The sequence below is a fragment of the Amycolatopsis sp. NPDC023774 genome, assembly GCF_040639695.1.
In the GTDB taxonomy this organism is placed as follows: Bacteria; Actinomycetota; Actinomycetes; order Mycobacteriales; family Pseudonocardiaceae; genus Amycolatopsis.
On sequence record NZ_JBFAAJ010000006.1, the window covers coordinates 124,521 to 143,536 of the forward strand.

16 protein-coding genes and 2 pseudogenes are annotated in these 19,016 nt (G+C 71.8%); 10 read left to right on the forward strand and 8 right to left on the reverse strand.

The window, feature by feature from the left end:
• Positions 1-8 precede the first annotated feature (8 nt).
• The gene (locus AB0F91_RS16750) at positions 9-1,019 is read right to left on the reverse strand and encodes a helix-turn-helix domain-containing protein (protein ID WP_360598421.1); all 1,011 of its coding nucleotides are present in this window, start codon (positions 1,017-1,019) and stop codon (positions 9-11) included.
• 125 nt (positions 1,020-1,144) lie between these two features.
• Here AB0F91_RS16750 and AB0F91_RS16755 point away from each other — a divergent pair, with 125 nt between their 5' ends.
• From AB0F91_RS16755 to AB0F91_RS16770, 4 genes and pseudogenes are all read left to right on the forward strand, one after another.
• Complete coding sequence (locus AB0F91_RS16755) at positions 1,145-5,287, forward strand: S8 family serine peptidase (RefSeq protein WP_360598422.1); 4,143 nt, start codon at positions 1,145-1,147, stop codon at positions 5,285-5,287.
• 1,002 nt (positions 5,288-6,289) lie between these two features.
• Positions 6,290-6,445, forward strand: a pseudogene (locus tag AB0F91_RS16760) (S1 RNA-binding domain-containing protein); the annotation flags it as partial.
• A gap of 73 nt (positions 6,446-6,518) precedes the next feature.
• On the forward strand, positions 6,519-6,680 hold the full coding sequence (locus AB0F91_RS16765) for a S1 RNA-binding domain-containing protein (protein WP_360598569.1): 162 nt from the start codon (positions 6,519-6,521) through the stop codon (positions 6,678-6,680).
• 485 nt (positions 6,681-7,165) lie between these two features.
• A complete protein-coding gene (locus AB0F91_RS16770) occupies positions 7,166-7,408 on the forward strand; it encodes a hypothetical protein (protein ID WP_360598423.1) in 243 nt (80 codons plus the stop codon).
• Positions 7,409-7,497: 89 nt separating this feature from the next.
• Here the strand turns inward: AB0F91_RS16770 and AB0F91_RS16775 are convergent, their stop codons facing one another.
• Positions 7,498-8,226, reverse strand: coding sequence for a M24 family metallopeptidase (locus AB0F91_RS16775; protein ID WP_360598424.1), 729 nt, complete (start codon positions 8,224-8,226; stop codon positions 7,498-7,500).
• A gap of 198 nt (positions 8,227-8,424) precedes the next feature.
• Here AB0F91_RS16775 and AB0F91_RS16780 point away from each other — a divergent pair, with 198 nt between their 5' ends.
• The 4 genes from AB0F91_RS16780 to AB0F91_RS16795 all read left to right on the forward strand — a co-directional run bounded on the left by AB0F91_RS16780 (position 8,425) and on the right by AB0F91_RS16795 (position 12,752).
• The gene (locus AB0F91_RS16780; protein ID WP_360598425.1) at positions 8,425-10,059 is read left to right on the forward strand and encodes a trypsin-like peptidase domain-containing protein; all 1,635 of its coding nucleotides are present in this window, start codon (positions 8,425-8,427) and stop codon (positions 10,057-10,059) included.
• 277 nt (positions 10,060-10,336) lie between these two features.
• Positions 10,337-10,522: a hypothetical protein gene (locus AB0F91_RS16785; RefSeq protein ID WP_360598426.1), complete on the forward strand. Its 186-nt coding sequence runs from the start codon at positions 10,337-10,339 to the stop codon at positions 10,520-10,522.
• A 153-nt stretch (positions 10,523-10,675) separates the two neighbouring features.
• Positions 10,676-11,134 (forward strand): hypothetical protein, encoded by a 459-nt coding sequence (locus tag AB0F91_RS16790; protein WP_360598427.1) that lies wholly within the window; start codon positions 10,676-10,678, stop codon positions 11,132-11,134.
• Positions 11,135-11,186: 52 nt separating this feature from the next.
• Positions 11,187-12,752: an AMP-binding protein gene (locus AB0F91_RS16795; RefSeq protein WP_360598428.1), complete on the forward strand. Its 1,566-nt coding sequence runs from the start codon at positions 11,187-11,189 to the stop codon at positions 12,750-12,752.
• Positions 12,753-12,756: 4 nt separating this feature from the next.
• On the opposite strand, the gene AB0F91_RS16800 is transcribed toward AB0F91_RS16795, so the two are convergent.
• The 5 genes and pseudogenes from AB0F91_RS16800 to AB0F91_RS16820 all read right to left on the reverse strand — a co-directional run bounded on the left by AB0F91_RS16800 (position 12,757) and on the right by AB0F91_RS16820 (position 15,839).
• The gene (locus AB0F91_RS16800; RefSeq protein WP_360598429.1) at positions 12,757-13,812 is read right to left on the reverse strand and encodes a class I SAM-dependent methyltransferase; all 1,056 of its coding nucleotides are present in this window, start codon (positions 13,810-13,812) and stop codon (positions 12,757-12,759) included.
• 85 nt (positions 13,813-13,897) lie between these two features.
• Positions 13,898-14,352: pseudogene (locus tag AB0F91_RS16805) on the reverse strand (glycoside hydrolase family 18 protein); the annotation flags it as partial.
• A 139-nt stretch (positions 14,353-14,491) separates the two neighbouring features.
• Positions 14,492-14,806, reverse strand: a complete 315-nt coding sequence (locus AB0F91_RS16810; protein ID WP_360598430.1) for a hypothetical protein — start codon at positions 14,804-14,806, stop codon at positions 14,492-14,494.
• 86 nt (positions 14,807-14,892) lie between these two features.
• A complete protein-coding gene (locus AB0F91_RS16815; RefSeq protein ID WP_360598431.1) occupies positions 14,893-15,510 on the reverse strand; it encodes a hypothetical protein in 618 nt (205 codons plus the stop codon).
• A complete protein-coding gene (locus AB0F91_RS16820) occupies positions 15,507-15,839 on the reverse strand; it encodes a PadR family transcriptional regulator (RefSeq protein WP_360598432.1) in 333 nt (110 codons plus the stop codon). Before AB0F91_RS16820 ends, AB0F91_RS16815 begins: the two co-directional genes overlap by 4 nt.
• Before the next feature lie 142 nt (positions 15,840-15,981).
• On the opposite strand from AB0F91_RS16820, the gene AB0F91_RS16825 reads away from it, so the two are divergent.
• Together AB0F91_RS16825 and AB0F91_RS16830 are read left to right on the forward strand one after the other, a co-directional pair.
• Positions 15,982-17,673 (forward strand): glycoside hydrolase family 18 protein, encoded by a 1,692-nt coding sequence (locus AB0F91_RS16825; RefSeq protein WP_360598433.1) that lies wholly within the window; start codon positions 15,982-15,984, stop codon positions 17,671-17,673.
• A 169-nt stretch (positions 17,674-17,842) separates the two neighbouring features.
• On the forward strand, positions 17,843-18,592 hold the full coding sequence (locus AB0F91_RS16830; RefSeq protein WP_360598434.1) for a short-chain dehydrogenase/reductase: 750 nt from the start codon (positions 17,843-17,845) through the stop codon (positions 18,590-18,592).
• On the opposite strand, the gene AB0F91_RS16835 is transcribed toward AB0F91_RS16830, so the two are convergent.
• Positions 18,593-19,003: a MarR family transcriptional regulator gene (locus AB0F91_RS16835; protein WP_360598570.1), complete on the reverse strand. Its 411-nt coding sequence runs from the start codon at positions 19,001-19,003 to the stop codon at positions 18,593-18,595. It lies immediately after the preceding gene.
• Positions 19,004-19,016: the final 13 nt, after the last annotated feature.

Genomic DNA, 19,016 nt, shown 5'->3' on the forward strand with positions numbered 1-19,016 from the left:
CGGTGGCCTTACAGCCAGCCGCGGGCTTTCGCGTTCATGCCGGCCTGGAAGCGGGTCGTGGCGTTGAGCTCGGTCATCAGCCGCTGCACGCGCCGCTGCGTCGTGCGAGGGCTCCAGCCGAGTGCGCGGCCGATGCCGGCGTCGGTCTGGCCGGCGGCGAGCAAGGTGAGCAGCGTCGTGGTCTCGGGATCGCGGTCCGGCGCCGGGTCGGTGAGGGCCTCGGCGATCGGCACGGCGCGGTCCCACTCCGCTTCGAACAATGTGACGAGCGCGTCGAGCAAGGCCGAGGCGTGGACGATGTAAGCCGCGTCGACGACGTGCGGTGACGAGCTGATCGGGATCACCGCGACGTCCTCGTCGGCCATCACCATCTTGATCGGCAGCTGCGGGCGCACACGCGAGCGTTCGCCGTGGGTGCCGCTGACGAGGATGTCGTTCTGCAGCCGGCCGGGGACGGCGATCGCCTCACGGTCGTAGATCACGCGGAAGCCGATGCCGTCCTTGAGCCGCTGCCGTTCCGGGTCGAGGTTCTCCCCGGGCACGCTGACGTACGGCGGCCGGTCGAACCCGCGGATCTGCGTTCGGGCCTCGTCCTGCAGCCGTCGCACGCGGACGTCGATGTTCTCCGCGCCGGTCACGACCTCGACGAGCTCGGCGGGATGGGTGAACCGGCTGGCCTCGCGGTGCACGGCCATGAGGTCCTCGATCGCCGCGCGGGCGCTGCGCAGCTCGGCTGCGCGTTCGGCCGCGAGCGCACCCAGTGCGAGGTCGGGGGCCGCGGCGAGGTAGCGCGCGGGGCGCCCGGGTACCCGGCTCGCCATGCCGCTCGCGGTGAGCCGGGAGAGCGCCCGCGCGACCTGCTGGGCGGAAAGTCCGCATTGTTCCACCAGATCCACTGCCCGCGTGCGCGGATGGCCGAGCAGAGCCGTGTAGACGCGCGCGTCGGTGGCCGGGACGCCGAGCGCGTCGAGGTCCCGCAGCTGCTGGCGGGAACCCGCCACCTGGCGACTATTGGTCATGGTGGCTATCTTGCGCCACCGCGGCCACGGCTGGGAAATTGATCCGATCACTGGCCGACCGCTCAGTGTTCCCCGCCCCCGAACCCCTGTGACCTCCCCGTCCCCCCGACCCGAAAGGGAGCCAGGTGCCCCGCGCCCGAACGATCCCGTTTCGCCGTGTCCTGACCGCGGTCACCGCGGCCGTGACCCTCACCGGTCTCGCCGTCGCACCGGCCACCGCGGCAGCCGAGCCCGACCAGCCACCACCGTCGAGACACGTCGCGATGCCCGACGGCGGCGCCATCACCGTCGACGCCGACGGCACCGCGACCCGCACCGACGCCCACGGCAAGACGCTCGGCAAGACTGTGCTCGCGTTACCGCAGGGGACTTCCGCCCTCGGCTCACTGGCGCCGACCGACGACGCCGTGCGCGCTGCATTCACCCAGAGCGCCGCGCCCGGGCAGCCGAGTGACGTCCTCGTGCAGCTCGCCGCCTCCACCGCGGTGACCGGTGCCCCGCTCGCGGCCGGTCGCCGCGCGGCCAAGACCTCGGACAACGGCGTCAACGCGGCGCTGGCCGCGGTCGGCGCGACCTCCGTCGAACCGGTCTTCCCGGACGCCACCGACGTGCCCGCGCTGGCCGGGACCGTGCTCGTGCACCTGGCCGACCGCAAGCACACCGATGCCGCAGTGCAGAAGCTCGCCGCTACGCCCGGCGTGGTGAGCGCGCAGCCCGACCGCCGCGTCTCGGCGATGTCCACCGGACCCGTGCCCGTGCCGCAGCCGGCGGTGAAAGCGGCGAAACTGCCGCAGGCACACCAGAAACCGCCGACCGGCCTGCCCTCGAACTACGGCGTGACGTCGTCGGCGCAGAGCTACCTCAACGCGGGCGGCACCAACGCGCTCGGCGCGTACAGCCTGCTGCACGGGAAGCTCCCGGGCAGCGGCGAGATCATCACCAACGTCTCCCTCGGCGACCTCACCGACCAGGGCATGGCCGACGCGGGCGACACCTACGTGCGCAACTACGGCCCGACCACCGTCGTGCAGGGCGGCCAGCGCTACCTCGACGTGCCGTCGATGCCGCTGATCCCCACCTACACCGCCGACTCCTCAGGCCGGCTCGATCCGCTGGGTTCGGTCGAGAACCAGGACCCCGCGCTCGGTGAGGTGCTGCTCGACTTCGGCGTGATGGCGCCGCTGCCGCACGACGCGCAGCGCGCCGGCGCCCAGGGCGACGGCTTCACGGACCTGCTCGGCATCGCGCCCGGCGCGCAGTACCGGTTGGTGGTGCCGCAGGAGCCGACGCTCGACCAGATCTCCGTTGCGCTGCTGGCTGCCGCGCGTCAGACGCCGCGGCCGGACGTGATCACCGCGAGCCTGGGCGTCGGCACCGACAGCGCGGGCTTCCCGGGCCGCTACCTCGAAGACGACCCGGTGGCGCAGGCCGTGATCTCGACGATCGTGAAGCAGTACCACATCGTCGTCACCATCTCCTCCAACGACGGCACGCGCCTCTACACCCCGGCCGCGGTCGGCCCGGACGGCGGCAGCACGCCCACCGACGTGACCGAGGACGCCCGCGCCACCACGGACATCGCGGACGACCAGTTCTCCACCACGCCGACGAAGGTGCTCGACAGCGGCGCGATCGCCGTCGGCGGCACCACGCTCGACGACACGCTCGCCGTACCGCAGCAGGCCGGCGGCACGGCCGCGCACAACCCGACCTTCGCCACCACCCGCACCGACGGAGCCGGGAACTTCTCCTCGGGCTTCGGCACGCGCGTGGACGTTTCCGCGCCCAGCGACGGCATCCTCGTCGTGGAGCACACGCAGAGCGGCGGCGCGCAGGACGTGACGCCGGTGCTCAACGGCGGCACTTCGGCATCCGCGCCGATGACCGCGGCCGCGGCGGCGGTGGTGCTGCAGGCGGCGAAGCTGGCCGGCCGCTCGCTGAGCCCGGCCGACGTCCGGGCGGTCCTGCAGCACACGGCGCGGCCCGTCGCGTCGCCGCCGCAGATGGACCGGCCGGTGACGGTCGGTCCGCAGATCGACGTGACTGCGGCCGTGCAGTCGGTGCTCGGGGATCGTCGTGGTGACCCCGCCATCACGAGGGTTTCCGTGGCGCACCGCGTGACCGAGGGCGGACTCGGCGGTTCCTTCACGGAGAACGCCGACGGCGGCCGCATCGACCTCGACACCGGCGGCACGGGGGAGGGACTGGTCGGCCCGGTCACCGTCGGCGCCGACGTGGTGGGTGCCCCGGCGAACGCGACCTACGCGGTGGACGTCCACGGGCACGAGTTCACCTCGACCGTGCCCGCAGTGCGGCTGAGCCCGAAGGAAATCCTGGCGGCAGCCGGACTTCCGGTGGTGTCCACAGAGGACCGTACGGTTCCGGTCACCTTCGAGGTCCGCTCGGGGCACCGGGTGGTGGCGTCGGCACCGCAGACGCTCACTTTCGGCCCGACCGACGGCACCTACGCGGAGGCGCTCGCCCCGGTGGCGCCGGCGACCGTGGCCGTGGGCAAGGAAGTGAGGGTGCACTACGACCTCACCGGCGTGCGAAACCTGTCGAACCCGCAGGTGGTCGTGTCCACGCTGGGGCACTGGAACCCGGTCAGCGCGCCGCTGTTCGGCACGGGGTTCGTCGCGCCGATCACCGCGAGCTCGGGTGACGTGGTCGTGCCGGCTTCGGCGTTCGCCAGCGGCGCCGGGATCTACGGAATCGGGATCGTGCAGCGTTCGGTGACCGGCACCGCCGGCGACCCGACGTACGGCGAGTTCGCCGCCATCCGCGTCGGCGGCGCCGCGCAGCGGCCCGACGCGCCGATCCTCACGGCGGGCGGGAGCTCCGGGCACTTCGCGGAGATCACCCGGGCCGCGCCGGCGTTCTCGCTCGGCTACGACGTGCGTGGCGTGCCGGGTGCGACCGGCGCGGCGGTGGAGGTGTCGGCTCCCGCGCCGACGCTGTACAACTCGCTCAACACCGTGACCAACGCCAACGGCGACCGGCGCGACCAGGGCGGCCCGAGCGCGGGATCCGTGGCGTACCAACAGCTTCCGGCGCGCAACGGCGTCGCGAAGCTGGACGCGGTGACGCTCGGGCTGGGTGGTTCGGTGGGCTACGACGTGCGCGTGCTCGCGACCGACCGTCACGGCAAGGTGCTCGGCCAGGCGTCGCCGACGTCGTTCCTCGCGGTCGACGACGGCTACGCGCCCGGCAACACCGTGGTGACGAGTTTCGTCGCGGCGGCCCAGGGGCTGTCGTACGCCGCGCTGCGCACGCCGGGCGGTGGTGAGTCGGTGCAGGAGTACGACGCAGTGAAGGGCACGTACGGACGGGTGCTCACCTCCGACGCGTCCGGCGACGGCGGTTACCAGGTGCTCGGCGCGGACGCTTCGGCGCACCGGCTGGCGTTGCTGCACTTCACGAGCGCCGGGTGGGCGCTGGAAACGTACGACACCACGTCGTTGCAGCGGGTGGCTTCCGCGACCGCGGACGGCTACTCCGTGCAAGGCGGCCGCGTGGACGCGACCCGGCACCGCGCGGCGATCCTGGCGAAGCGGACGGCGGACAACACCGATTTCGTCCTGCCGCTCACGCTGGCCGACGGCGCGCTCGGCACGCCGCTGCTCGCGGACCCGCCGGGTGCGGTGGCGGGCGCGTTCAAGATGATCGAGCTCGACCAGGCCACCGGGCTGGTCTACCTCGCGCGCACCGGCGGCGGCCCGATCTGCTTCGGCGGCGGCGCGGCCTCGATGGCGAGCGTCGACCTCGACTCGGGCGCGACGACCCTGTCGGGTGCGGGCAGCATCTGCGCGAACGCGATGGCCTACGACGACGGCGCGAACAAGCTGTACCAGCTGGTATACCGCGCGGTGAGCCTCAACATCGTCGGCACCACCTCGCTGGGCTCGATCGCGGGCGACACGCTGACGGCGGGGGATTCGTACACCGTGCGCCAACAGCAGGCGGCGTTCCTCGCCGTCGACGGTGTGCACCACCTCGGCCTGGTCGCGTTCCGCACGCCACCGGTGATCTCGCAGTTCGGCAAGGTCGGCGGCGTGATCACGGACAACAACGCGACGAGCCAGCTCGCGGTGATCGACCTGGCGACCGGCAAGCAGGTGTCGGTGGTGTCCGGGCTGAACTTCGTGTCGAGCCCCTTCGGCGGCGAGTACAACTCGCTCACCGAACGCTCGGTGCAGCTCGACCCGGCAACGCGCACCGGCTGGGTGCCTTCGTACGACGGGAGGCAGTTGCAGCAGTTCCGGTACTGAGGTTTTTGTGCTGGCGGCGGGGCCGGTCCGAAGTGGACCGGCCCCGCTGTCGTGCGGGTGGGCCGAAACGGCGGGTTTTGGGGCGCGTGCAGGGGCAGGGGTGCTTCGCGGCTCGCCGCGGTCCGCGGTAGGCGGTGCAGGTGGGCACGAAGCGTGCCTTCGTGGGCCGGGCCGTTCGCCGAAGTCGGGCGGCGCGGGTTGGCTCGGAATCGTGACCGGACCTTCGGCGGGCAAGTGGCTGGGTAGGCGACGCTTCTTCGTGTGCCATGACGCGGACGGGCGTCGCCCGGTGGTGTACGCCAGGTCCGAGGGGCAGGGGTGACCTGATCGCTGATGACCGGGATCGTGTCCGTGCCGAACCTGAGATCGCCGAGCACCGGGACCGCGTTGCTGCCGCGCTGTCAGTGCGCCAGGTGCCCGTACCCGAGCTTGTCGGCAGATCGCGCGACGCCGCGGCGAGGACCGAACCGGGCTACGTGGTGGTCACCGAGTCCGGAGTCGAGTACGAGTCTCTCTTCGGTGTCGGTCGAGGTTGGTCTCCAGCTCGTCCGGGCCATGCTGCCTGACAACGGCGCTTGGTGCCGGCTGGAAGTGGACGGAGCGTTCACGGTGCATGCCGGCTGGGACCAGTACCTCAAAGTCGGCAGCCAGGCGGACGCCGACTTCTGGGCTCGCCTGCGCTGGGTGGTCGGAACTCACCGCGCCACGATCCTGGAGGAGACTTGCCGATGTCGACACTCCCATGGCCGGCCTGCCTGACGACGGCACGGTGAAATCGTAGGAGGACCGAGATGGGCGGATCGTCAGCACGGTCGTGGACGACACCCGATTCGAGGCAGTGGCCCACGGATCACGAGTGCGCGAGCTGCGGAGCGCTTTCGTCGGCGGTCGATGGGCGGCAACCGCTGTTCACGGCGGTGCTGCCCGACCCCGGCGGTGTTCTGCGTGCACGCTGGCAGACCGAGATGACGCCCAGCGACCGGGCCTGGGCTTTCCTGGCGTCCGTTCGATCAACCATCCGACGTCGTCAGCGTCGGTCAGGAGATCCCAGCAAAGATCCTCGATGTCGACCTGATCAGGGAACGGGTGCCGTTGTCGCTTCGAGCATTGCAGGAGGACCCGTGGCCACAGCTGGCGCAGCGAATCGGGCAGGTGTGACAGGACCGGTCACCAAGTTCGGGCAGGTCGGCGTCTTGTTCGCATCGAGGACCGTGCGGACGGCTTCGTCGGGCTGGTACACACCAGCGAGCTGGATGAATCGCCAGACGACGTCACCAAAATCGGCGACTTCCTCGCGGTGAAGATCCTCGACGTCGATCCCGTGCGTCGTCGGATCACCCTGTCTCACAAGCAAGCTCTCGCAGCCGACGCAGGGGAGGACCGTCGCCCCTGACAGCCAGGGCATGGCCACAACGCGCGCCGGGCTGCTCCCAGAACTAGGCCCCACTCCGGCGAGCGGCCAGGGGCAGGCGCTGGCACGTGTGCGTCACCGGCTCACGACGGTTCGCCCGAAGTCACGGCCCGCCTCCTTTTGCGACATCGCGTGTGGATGCCGGTGTCGCGCAAAGCCTCCAGATGGGTGGATAGACCCACATTTTCAAAAAAGCGTCATAATTCCCAAACAGGCCGGTTCAACCGAAAAATCCCCGACCTGCGGCGACACATCCCCGCACGTTCACCGCACGGGCCGAGAGGAAACCCGCTCTCGACATTCGCTGAGGTTTGCCCGCCCCCTGTCCGACTTGCCGGGCCGTCCTCTTGAGCCCGGAAAGGACCTTCTCCGTGAGTACCCGGTCGCCAAGCCGTGCCTGTCGCGGGTTCCGTGTCTCCCACCTTCCGGCGGCTGCACGCAGCTGCGGACAAGATCACCATCCCGTGGTGCACCAGTGGCTGGAGCAGGGGCTCACTTTCGCGAGCTGGAGCCCGGCGGTGATCGAGACGCTGCTCGCCCTCGGGCTGGTCTTCGGGGCGTTCTCGAACCTCGTGTTCTCCGGGAGCGTGGTGTTCTCGTTCGGCATCCGGTCGGCGGCCGAAGGCTTCCACCTGCCGTGGGACGCGCCGGGCATGACGGACCTCGGCCCGTCTATCGGCTACGTCTTCGCCTCGCTCGGCCTGTACTAAGCGGCCGCCGGGTCCGTGGGCAGCGGGGACACGGTCCAGCAGCCGAAGCTCGGCAAGCTCTCCTGGCCGGCCGCCGAACCGGCCACCGGCTAGTCCGGGCCGCCGCCGGATCGCTCGTGGCCGAGGTCGAGCAGCTCCTCGAAGAACCCGCCGATCCGCCGTTCGCGGTCGACGAGGTGGACCTCGAGGATCCAGTGCGACGTCTGCCCGTTGCGGTCCGGCCGGCGCATCGGCCGGTAGCTGCCCGGCGCGATGTAGGACTCGATCCGCTCGCCGTCGATCGTCTCGTGCGGGAACTGCCCCACGAGGTGCCCGGAGTGCGCGCCGCCGAACTCCCAGCCCGCCTCGGCGGCGAGCTTGGTGACGCGCTCGTACAGCTCGGCGCCGGTCACGTCCGGGTGGGCCTCGAAGTACTCGCGCCCGGCCTGCCACACCGCGGGCAGGCTGTCGCGCAGCCGCAGCTTCACGGGGTCGTCGCCGAGCACGAACGTCCGCCCGAAGTCTGCCTCGAACTCCTCGAAGATCGGCCCGAAGTCCACGAACACGATGTCGTCCCCGGCGATCACGCGGTCGGGCGGGTTCTCGCGGTACGGCCGCAGCGTGTTCTCGCCCGCGCGCACGATCCGCTTGTGCCAGTAGCGGTCCACGCCGAACAGCTCCGCCGCGAGGTCGCGCACCGCGTTGCTCGCTTCGGTCTCGCGCACGCCGGGCGCGAGCAGCCCGCGCCGCTCGACCTCGTCGAACAGCTCGACGGCCTTCGCCTGCGCGTCCAGCAAACGCGCCGCGCGTTGCGCCTCGTCCTCGATCAGCTCACCCATGCCCCGACGGTAACCATCACCGCGCGCGGCCACCAGGCGAGTCCGATTTGGGTGCTCGCGGGAGGAATCACCCGATCCACGGTCGAACCCGGGAGAACTCCACAGGTTTCCCACGGAGCCCGGCAAGGAAAATCTCAGGTACGGGGTGTGTTCTGGTCGAGGCGGTAGCCAAGAGCGGGACGAGGCTGGAGCGGGAACATGAGCGAACAGGAGCCGGGATCGACCGGTGGGCAGACCGGCGGCACGCCGTACGGACACGGCGACCAGACCCAGCCGGGCGCGTACGGGCAGCACGGCGCAGCGGGTCAGCCGGGCGCGACGGGTCAGGCGGGTACGCCGGGACAGCAGGGTCACTACGGCCCCTACGCCGGTTACCACCAGGGCTGGGCACCGCAGGGCGCTTGGGGCCAGTACCCGGGCACCCAGCAGTTCCCGCAGACGCCGTACCACCGGCCGCCGCGGCCGATGCGCAGCGCGGCGATCGCCGTCGGGGCCATCGGGCTTTCGGTGGTGCTCGGCCTGGGCATCGGGCACTTCGTGTGGACGCCCGGCTCGGATTCCGCCGCGGGCAACCAGAACTTCGGGTCCGTGGCTCCTCCCGGGGGCACGTCGAGCACGTCGATCGACCCCAACGGGATCGCGACGAAGGTCGACCCGGGTCTGGTCGACGTCAACACCGAGCTGGGCTACCAGAGCGCCGCCGCGGCGGGCACCGGCATCGTGCTGACCTCCGACGGCGAGATCCTCACCAACAACCACGTCGTCGAAGGCGCCACCAGCATCAAGGTGACCGACATCGGCGACGGCAAGACCTACACCGCGTCCGTGCTCGGCTATGACCGCAGCCACGACATCGCGGTGATCAAGCTCAATGGCGCCTCCGGCCTGAAGACCGCGACGCTCGGCAACTCCTCCGCGGTCGCGGTCGGCGACGCCGTCGTCGGGATCGGCAACGCGGGCGGCGCCGGCGGCACCCCGGCCGTGGCGGCCGGCAAGGTCACCGCGCTGAACCAGTCGATCACCGCGTCGGATGAGTCGGCCAGCTCGTCGGAGCAGCTCACCGGCCTGATCCAGGTCGACGCCGACATCCAGTCCGGCGACTCCGGCGGCCCGCTGGTCAACGCCAACGGCCAGGTGATCGGCGTCGACACCGCCGCGTCGCAGGGCTTCCAGTTCAACGGCGGCCAGGGCCAGGGCGGGTTCGGCCGCGGCCGCGGCGGGTTCGGCCAGGGGCAGGGCGGTCTCGGCCAAGGTGGTCTCGGGCAAGGAGGCCTGGGGCAAGGCGGTCTGGGTCAGGGCCAAGGCGGCCTGGGCGGCCTCGGCCAGAGCGACGGCGGTCTGGGCCAGGGCAGCCCCGGCGAAGGCGACGGTCAGCAGGGCGCCTCGGGCGGGCACCAGGGCTTCGCGGTCCCGATCAACCAGGCGATCGACCTCGCCCACCAGATCATCGGCGGCAAGTCGTCCGACTCCGTCCACATCGGACAGAGCGCGTTCCTCGGTGTGTCGGTGAGCGACGCAGGCCAGGCGCAGCAGTCCCCGGGCGGCTTCGGCCAGGGACAGGGCCAGGACCAGGGTGGCCAGGGTCAGGCGCAGGGCGGCTCGACCGGTGCGCAGATCCAGGATGTCGTCGCGGGCGGACCCGCGGCCTCGGCCGGCCTCACGGGCGGCGACGTGATCATCGCCGTCGACGGCAAGGCCGTCGACTCGGCGACCGCGCTCACCACGCTCATGGACACCCACCACCCGGGCGACAAGCTCACCATCACCGTGGTGGACCAGACCGGCCGGCAGCACGACGTCTCGGTGACCCCGGTCAACGGCCCGGTCGGCTGAGCCAGGGCACCCGAGGAGGGGCCCCGGTCCGTTGCGGACCGGGACCCCGTCCGCTGTTGCGGCGCCGACTTGCACCGGGAACGGGACGGGTTCAGTCAACGAATGTGCTTGACGGCATCGTGCAGTGAAGCGTCGTGAGTGCCGGGGCATGGTCCGGCTGCCGGAAGCCGGTCGACAACCCGGGCCGGGATGGGCAGGGTTTCCAGGGTGACCGACCTGATCAACCTCAGCGAGCGTGAGTACTTCGCCGCAGGCCGGGCTTGGGAAGGTGACGCGATTGGTTGATGGCGATCACCAGGTCAGCCCGAACCTCGTCTGGGAGGCCCAGATCCGGCAGATCGCCCTCCCCGATGACAACGACCGGCGGAACCTCACACCGGAGCAGGAGGCACACGTTGTCGCGGTCCTCTTCGAACGGCTCGGCACGTTCCTCGCCGAACAGGAAGGCGCGACGTCAGCGTGACGACCTCCGATCGCGCCGCTCGACCCGGCGCGACAACGTTCTCACGCGTCAGTGTCGACGTCGCGGACCGGGACCCCTCCCGCCGTGCGGCGTCACCTTCCTCCCGACGCGAGAGAAAAAGCCCGATGGCCCGCAAATGGCCCACCCACCCCGTTGCTGCGGCCGGCGGTCACCGGCTGCAGTACGAGCACGATTGGCCAGGCGCACCCCGCCGGCGGCGAGCTGCCGAACGCGGCCGCCGGGCGCGACTACGCGGCCTGCACCGACGGCAACTGCGAAGTCCTCGTGACGAAAACGGTCGATCTCTCGGCCGGTGGGCGGGGCGACCTCGATACGCTGTCGATCACCCACATCGGGCGCGGCGGCGTGGACTACGAGCTCAAGGGAGCGCACGGCGGCGGCTCCGGGAACCTGACCACCGGCCGCGTCTCGACGTTCTACGAAGGTGGGGGCGGCTCCGGTGACGTGCCGCAGCCGGAGGCGCAGACCAGCGTGCTCGCGGTGCGGCCGACGGGGGCGTCGGCGGTCGGGGCCGTGGCGCAACCGGTCTCGGGTCCGCCCGGGCCGCCGCCGGAGTCGCTGGTGCCTCACATTCCCGGTTTCGGAGGCTGAGCGCGGCCTATTCTCTCCTGCGGCACCGTCGCCGAAGCCGGGAGAGGAATCCGTGGACTCAAACAGCGCCCTGTCGTACGAGCCGCTCACGCCGACCGCCTACCTCGACCGCGCAGCGGCCGCGCACGGCGACCGGATCGCCGTGATCGACGGTGAAGACCGCTGGACCTACGCCGAGTTGCACGAGCGGTGCCGCCGGCTCGCCGGGGCGCTGGCGCCGCTCGCGGACGGGAGGCCGGTGGCCGTGCTCGCGCCCAACACCCACGTGCTGCTGGAGGCCAACTTCGGCGTGCCGTGGGCGGGCGTGCCGCTCGTCGCGGTGAACACGCGGCTCGCGGCGCGCGAGGTCGCCTACATCCTGGCGCACGCGAAAGCGGCGGTGCTGGTCCACGACCCGGTGTTCGACGAGCTGGTCGAAGACGCCGTCGGGCTGCTACCCGGAACCGCGCCGCACCGGATCCGCGCGGGCGAGGAGTACGAGCGGCTGCTCGCGGCCGCCGAGCCGCTGGCGATCACGCCCGAGGACGAGCGATCCGTGCTGTCGATCAACTACACCTCCGGCACCACCGGCCGGCCGAAAGGCGTGCTGTACAGCCATCGTGGCGCGTACCTGCAGGCGCTGGCGATGGTGGGGCACACCGGCCTGTCGCCCTCCGCGGTGCACCTGTGGACGTTGCCGATGTTCCACTGCAACGGCTGGTGCTTCCCGTGGGCGGTCACCGCGGCCGCGGCCACGCACGTGTGCCTGCCGAAGGTCGAGCCCGCCCGCGTGTGGCAGCTGATCCGCGAGCAGGGCGTGACGCACCTCAACGGCGCCCCAACCGTGCTGTCGATGCTCGCCTACGCACCGGAAGCGGCGCCGGTCGAGACGACGGTGCGCGTCGCCACGGGGGGAGCGCCGCCTTCGCCCGCGATTCTGCGGCGCATGAGCGAGCTCGGCTTCGACGTGACGCACCTCTACGGCCTGACCGAAACCTACGGCCCGGCGATGATCTGCGACTGGCGCCCCGAGTGGAACACGCTCGACGAACAGGAACAGGCGCGGCTCAAAGCACGCCAGGGCGTGGGCAACATGATCTCCTGCACCGCCCGCGTGATCGCCGACGACGGCACCGACGTGCCCGCCGACGGCGCCACCGTCGGCCAGATCGCCTTGCGCGGCAACAACGTCATGCTCGGCTACCTCGACGATCCCGAAGCGACGCGTGCCGCCGTGCCCGACGGGTGGTTCCGCACCGGCGACCTCGGCGTCGTGCACCCGGACGGCTACGTCGAGCTGCGCGACCGCAGCAAGGACGTGATCATCTCCGGCGGCGAGAACATCGCATCGGTGGAGGTGGAGCAGGCGATCGCCGAGCACCCGGCCGTGCTGGAGGTGGCCGTGGTCGCCGTTCCGGACGACCGTTGGGGTGAGGTGCCCGCCGCGTACGTGACCTTGCGCCACGGCGAGAGCGCGACCGAGGCGGAGATCGTCGAGTTCGTGCGCGAGCGGCTGGCGCGGTTCAAGGCGCCGAAGTCCGTGACGTTCGGGGACCTGCCGAAGACGTCGACCGGGAAGATCCGGAAGTACCTGCTGCGCGAGAAGGCCTGGGCCGGCGTGGAGCGGCGCATCCAGTGAGCGGTCAGCCCAGCCGGTAGAAGCGCCACGTGTCGTGGTCGATCGGCAGGGTCTCGACGCGGTCGAACCCGGCCTCGCGCGCGTAGGCCTCGACGGTCGAGCGGCGGATCGCGGTGCCGGTGGCGGCCGAGCTCGGGCTGCTCATGCTGTCGGGCAGGCAGATCGCCACGCTGAAGCCGTACATCAACCGCTCGACGGCGTCGCCGGGGGCGGTGAACTCGTCGGCGACCTTCATGTCGGCCACGAGCACCGGCCCGCCGAGGCCGCGCATCGCCGCGAGCGCGCGGACGGGGTAGGGCAGGTCGTGCAGGCATTCGAACGCCATCACGAGGTCGTACGGCTCGGCCTCGACCGTGCCGATGTCCTGGCGGTGCACGGTGATCCGGTCGGCGAGGCCGGCTTCGGCGACGTTGTTCCGGGCGAGGTCCACCGAGGCTTGGTCGAGGTCGTAGGCGTCGACGCGGGTCCGGGGGAACGCGCGCGCCAAGGCGATCGCGGCCCAGCCGCCGCCGCAGCCGATGTCGGCGACGCGCGAAGGTCCGTCGGCCAGGCGCACGAGCACGTCGGGCATCGCGGGCAGCCATTGGGGCGCCAGCAGGTGCAGGAAACCCGGACGGTTGAGCGCCGCCTGCGATTCGCGCATGTCGGCGCCGTAGGCGGCCCACGGGAAACCGTGGCCGGTGCGGAACGCCTCCGCGACCTCGGGCACGTGCCCGGCGGCGCTCACCAGCTGGCGCGCGAGCGGGCTGAGGTAGGTGAGCGCGTCCTGGTCGGCGAGCACGGTCGCGGCACCGGGGGCGAAGCGGTAGTGCCGTTCGGTGTCGGTGTCGGTGTCGGTGACGTCCAGGAACCCCGACACCGCCTGCTGTTCGAGCCATTCGCGGGCACACCGCTCGTCCGTGCCGGTCGTCTCCGCGAGCTGGGTGGGCGTGCGGTCGCCCCCGGCGAGGGAGCGGTAGTAGCCGAGGCGGTCGCCGAGCGCGATGGCGATGACGTCGGAAGTCGCGACGGCGGCGTCGAACACGCGCGCGGCCAAGGCTTCGGCGGGGTCTTCGGGCATCACCCAGTATTCGCAGAGCCGCTCGAACCGGACAACGACGGGCTTTTCACCGGGGCGCGGGCTCGTGGCCCGGCCCCGGAGGCGATCAGCGGGTGATCACGGAGAGCAGTTCGGCGTTCGTGGTGTCGCCGGAGAGCTCCCACGCGAAGACACCACCCAGCCGCTGCGACTTCGCGTAGCCCACCTTGGCCGGCGCCGTCGCCGGGGTGTCGTAGCTGCACCACTGCGAGCCGCACTGCGCGTAGGCGGTGCCGGCGATCAGGCCGTTGGAGGGGTACGTGGTCTTGAGGACCTTGTAGTCCTCGATCCCGTCCTCACCCGTGGTGGTGGCCTTCACCGGGCCGGTCGCGGTGCCGCCGGGCTGCCTCTGCGGGACCCGTCCCAGCCGCAGCCGTAGAACCCGAGGCCCAGCAAGAGCTTCGCCGACGGTACGCCGTCACGGCGCAGCTTCTGGATGGCGGCGTCCGCGTAGAACTCCGCGGTGGGGATGCCGTAGTACGAGCGCAGTGGCGAATGCGGCGCGGTGGGGCCGGTCGGGCTGGCGCCGGCGACGAAGTCCAGACCATGGAGGACAGCGTCCGCCGGGAGGGCGGGCATCGACGCGGCCCGTTCGGGCAGTGCGTGGGACCGGGCCGGCGCGGCGCCCGGGCCACTCGGGCGAGGGCGCCGCGAATGCGGCTCAGGCGGGCTTGACCTCGCAGCGCCACGCACCACCGGCGCCGCGGGTGCAGGTGAGCTGCTGCTCGTCGGTCTCGTCACCGGGCCGGCGCCACGGCATCACGGTGTCGCCGGCGATCAGCGCGTCGAGCGTCTGCAGCTGCGCGTCGCGCGGCTCAGGGTGGTGTTCGTACCCGGCCCGCCCGAGTGCCAGCGCGATGGCCATGCCGAGCAGGTTGACGTCGTTCGCGTCGGTCGGCAGCTCGCCTCCCTCGGGACGCAGCCGCACCCCGGCCTCGGGCGAGTGGACGATCGCTGCGGTGTAGCTGTCGGACATCAGCCGGCACTCTCCGTTCGTGGACCTTCGGACGGGGCTCAGCCTATTTCGCCCGCTGATCGGTGTCACCGGCGACCCGCCGGGGCTCAGCCCAGCGCGCGCCGCAGCCGGGGTGCGCGCAGTAGCACCCGGCACGCGTACCGGATCTGCACCCAGCGGCCGCGCCGGGCCCGGGCGAGGTCGTGCAGCTCGGAGAGGAACAGCTCGGCGTACTCGGCCCGGCTCCCGGCCGGCAGCAGGGCCGCCGCGCACGTGGCCGTCACGCGGGAGAACGCGATCACCTGCGCCGGGCTCGCCGCCGGTCCGGCCCACCCGCGCCAGCGAGGGCGCCTCGAGCCGAAGCCGTGGTCCGTCAGTACAGCGACCGCGTCCGTGCGCGCGGCGGAAAGCTGGTCCACCAACTCGATCACGCAGCGGCGCGCGAGGTCGTGGTCGTCGCGGTCGGTACCCTCGCCGACGAGCGCCAGCGCGCGCCACGCGTAGGCGCGGGCGTTGCCGAGCGCGGGTCCCAGATCGGCGGCGCTCGCGAGGTTCCCTGTCATGTCGAGCTCGCGGCACAGGTCGTCGAGCAGCCCCCTGACGAGCGGCAGGTCGATCACGCGGTGGGAGCTGCTCAGGTGGGGGAGCAGTGTCGCCGCGACGCGATCGTGGGTCCGGCTGAGCATCCGGTCCAGCCCGAGCAGCAAGTCGAGCGGCGGGTTCACCGCGTGTCCCCCGCCAGGCCCGGGCGCATCCGCGTCAGCGCGCGCGTCGAGGTTTCGGCGCGGTGCAACGCTTCCCGCGCGGCATCGAGGCCGCGCGGGTCAAGCCGGTAGTAGCGTCGCCGCGGCCGGCCTGCCTCCGACGGATCGGCTTCCTCCCATCGCGACCGCAGCCAGCCCGCCTTCTCGAGGCGCGCGAGGATCGGGTGGATCGTTCCGCTGGGGAGCCCGGCGGTCGCGCAGATCTCGAGTCCGTACAGCTCCTGGTAAGGGTCCCGCAGCAGCGCGTGGAGCACCAGCTGGGTCGGGAGGGTCATTCGGAGGCCGGCCATGCAAGAACTCTACCTAGCCCCCGGGTTTCACGGAAGCTGAAGCCCCGGCTCGGCGTCCGGGTGGCCTTCCGAAACTGGTCTGGACATCTTCCATATTGGTCCAGTCAATAAGCGTTCTCCTCGCCGAAGCCGGAGGTACGCGATGAGGCGTTCCCGACTGTCCCTGCTCCTGGCCGCGTTCGCCGTGGCCCTGGGTGGGCTCGTGGCCGTGCCCGGCAGTGCCGGGGCCGCGAACCTGTTGGTCAATCCCGGGTTCGACGCGGGGTCGACGGCCGGGTGGAAGTGCGCGAGCGGGGCGGCCACCGTGGCTTCGCCGGTGCGTTCGGGCGCGGGAGCACTGGCCGTGACGGCGTCCGCGGCGGATACCGGGCAGTGCAGCCAGACCGTGTCCGTGCGGCCGAACACGACCTACGCCGTGGAGGCTTGGGTGCGGGGGAATCCGGTGTACCTGGGGGTCACCGGAGGGCCTTCGACGTGGGTGGGCTCGGGCGACTACACGCGCCTGGCGCTGTCGTTCACCACGGGCGCGAGCCAGACGTCCGCGCAGCTGTACCTGCACGGCTGGTACGGCGGCGGCACCTACTACGCCGACGACGTCAGCCTCGACGGTCCGGGCGGCGGGACCCCCGGCGCACCGAGCGCCCCGGCAGCGCCGAAGCTCGGCGCGGTCACCAGCACGTCGATCGGCCTGACGTGGACCGCGCCGGCGGGCAGCGTGATCGGCTACCGCGTCTACGAGGACGGCACGCTGCGCACCACGGTCACCGGCACCTCGGCGACGTTGACCGGCTTGTCGCCGTGCACCTCGCACAGCTACACCGTCGCCGCGTACAACACGGCGGGGGAGTCGCCGCGCAGCGCCACCGTGTCGGGCAGCACCGGCGGCTGCACCGACTCCGGCCTGCCGAAGCACGCCCTCATCGGCTACCTGCACGCCAGTTTCGCCAACGGCTCCGGCTACGTCCGCATGGCCGACGTGCCCGACGCGTGGGACATCATCGACCTCGCGTTCGGTGAGCCGACCACGCCGACGTCCGGCGACATCCGCTTCGACCGCTGCCCGGCGAGCGAGTGCGCGGGCGTGGAGAGCGACGCCGACTTCATCGCGGCGATCCGCGCGAAGCAGGCGCAGGGCAAGAAGGTGCTCATCTCCATCGGCGGCGAGAAGGGCCAGGTGCAGCTCACCACCACGGCCGCGCGCGACGCGTTCGTCGGCTCCGTCTCCGCGATCATCGACAAGTACGGCCTCGACGGGCTCGACGTCGACTTCGAGGGCCACTCGCTGTCGCTGAACGCGGGCGATACCGACTTCCGCAACCCGACCACGCCCGTCGTGGTCAACCTGATCTCCGTGCTCAAGACGCTGAAAGCCCGCTACGGCAGCGGGTTCGTGCTCACGATGGCGCCCGAGACGTTCTTCGTGCAGGTCGGCTACCAGTTCTACGGCGGCTCGTCGGCCGGCGACCCGCGCACCGGCGCGTATCTGCCGGTGATCAACGCCCTGCGCGATTCCCTGACCGTGCTGCACGTTCAGGACTGCAACTCCGGGCCGGTCATGGGCCTGGACAACGAGTACCACACCATGGGCGGGGCCGACTTCCACATCGCGATGACCGACATGCTCAAGGCCGGCTTCCCCGTCGCCGGCGGCGCGTTCTTCTCCGGCCTGCGCGCCGACCAGATCGCCCTGCGCGTGCCGGCCACCGTCAACGCGGGCAACGGCTACACCGCCCCCGCCGACGTGCAGACGGCCCTGACCTGCCTCACGAAGGGCACGGGCTGCGGCCGGTACACCCTGCGCGGCGGCACCGTGCCCGGCCTGCGGGGCTCATGACGTGGTCGATCAACTGGGACCACTTCTCAGGCTGGCGTTCCAGAACGCGCACGCGCCCTTCCTGGACACGCTCCCCTGAGACACCCCGCCTGAGACCCACGAGACATGGCGGGCCGCCGCCGACCTTCGGCAGACTGGGAACCACCGGTGAAGATCGTGAGGACGAGCGATGGACCTGAAACTCCGCGGCAGGCGTGCCCTGGTGACCGGCGCGTCGAAGGGCATCGGCGCCGCCGTGGCCGAGGTGCTCGCGGCCGAGGGCAGCCACCTGCACCTGGCCGCGCGCAGCGGCGACGCGCTCGAAGCCCTCGCCCGGAAGCTGCGGGAAGCGCACGGGGTCGAGGTGACCGTGCACGTCGTCGACCTGCGCGAAACCGCCGATCTCGAACGGCTCGCCGAGGCCACGGCCGACGCCGACATCCTCGTGAACAATGCCGGCGACATCCCGGCCGGCACGCTCGCCCAGGTCGGCGCCGACCGGTGGCGGCACGCGTGGGACCTCAAGGTCTTCGGCTACGTCGACCTCACCCGGCTCGTCTACGCGCGGCTTCGCGAGCAGGGCCGCGGCGTGATCGTCAACGTGATCGGTGCCGGCGGCGAGCGGCCGAAGCCGGAGTACATCGCCGGCGGCGCGGGCAACGCGGCCCTGATGGCGTTCACGCGCGCGCTCGGTGCCGAGGGCCCGCGCGAAGGTGTGCGCGTGGTCGGCGTGAACCCCGGTCCCGTGGCCACCGAGCGGATCACCGCCATGCGCGCGGCCAACGACGACGTCGACGCGAGCTTCGCCGCGCTGCCCTCGCGCCGCGTCGCCGAGCCGGGCGAGGTCGCCGACCTGGTGGCCTTCCTGGCCTCGGCCCGTGCCGACTACATCAGCGGCACCATCGTGACCATCGACGGCGGGCTGTCCGCCGCGTCCTGATCACCTGGCGGCGAAGACGTGCCGCCACCGCTCGGCCGAGTCGGCGAGGTCGCGGCCGACGTGGTCGAAGTAATCGCCCATCGCGGCCAGCCGCGCGGCGGCGGGGGAACCGGCCAAGAGGTCGGCGCCCTCGCGCGCCGAGGTGGCCCACGCGGTGCACACGTCGGCTTCGCGGCGGCACGAGCGGTACCAGGCGTCGTCGTCGAGCCGGTAGTGCTCACGGCGGCCGGGCTCGCTGACGCGCCGGACGAGCTCGAGCTGCTCCAGGTACGCGATCGCCTTGGACACGGACGCCGGGCTCACGCGCACGCGCGTCACGAGGTCCGCCGCCGAGAGCTCGAGCCGGTCGCTGGTGAGCAGCGTCGCGAGCACACGGGCCGGCATGCGCGGGAGTCCGGTGTGGACCATCATCTCGGTCAACCTC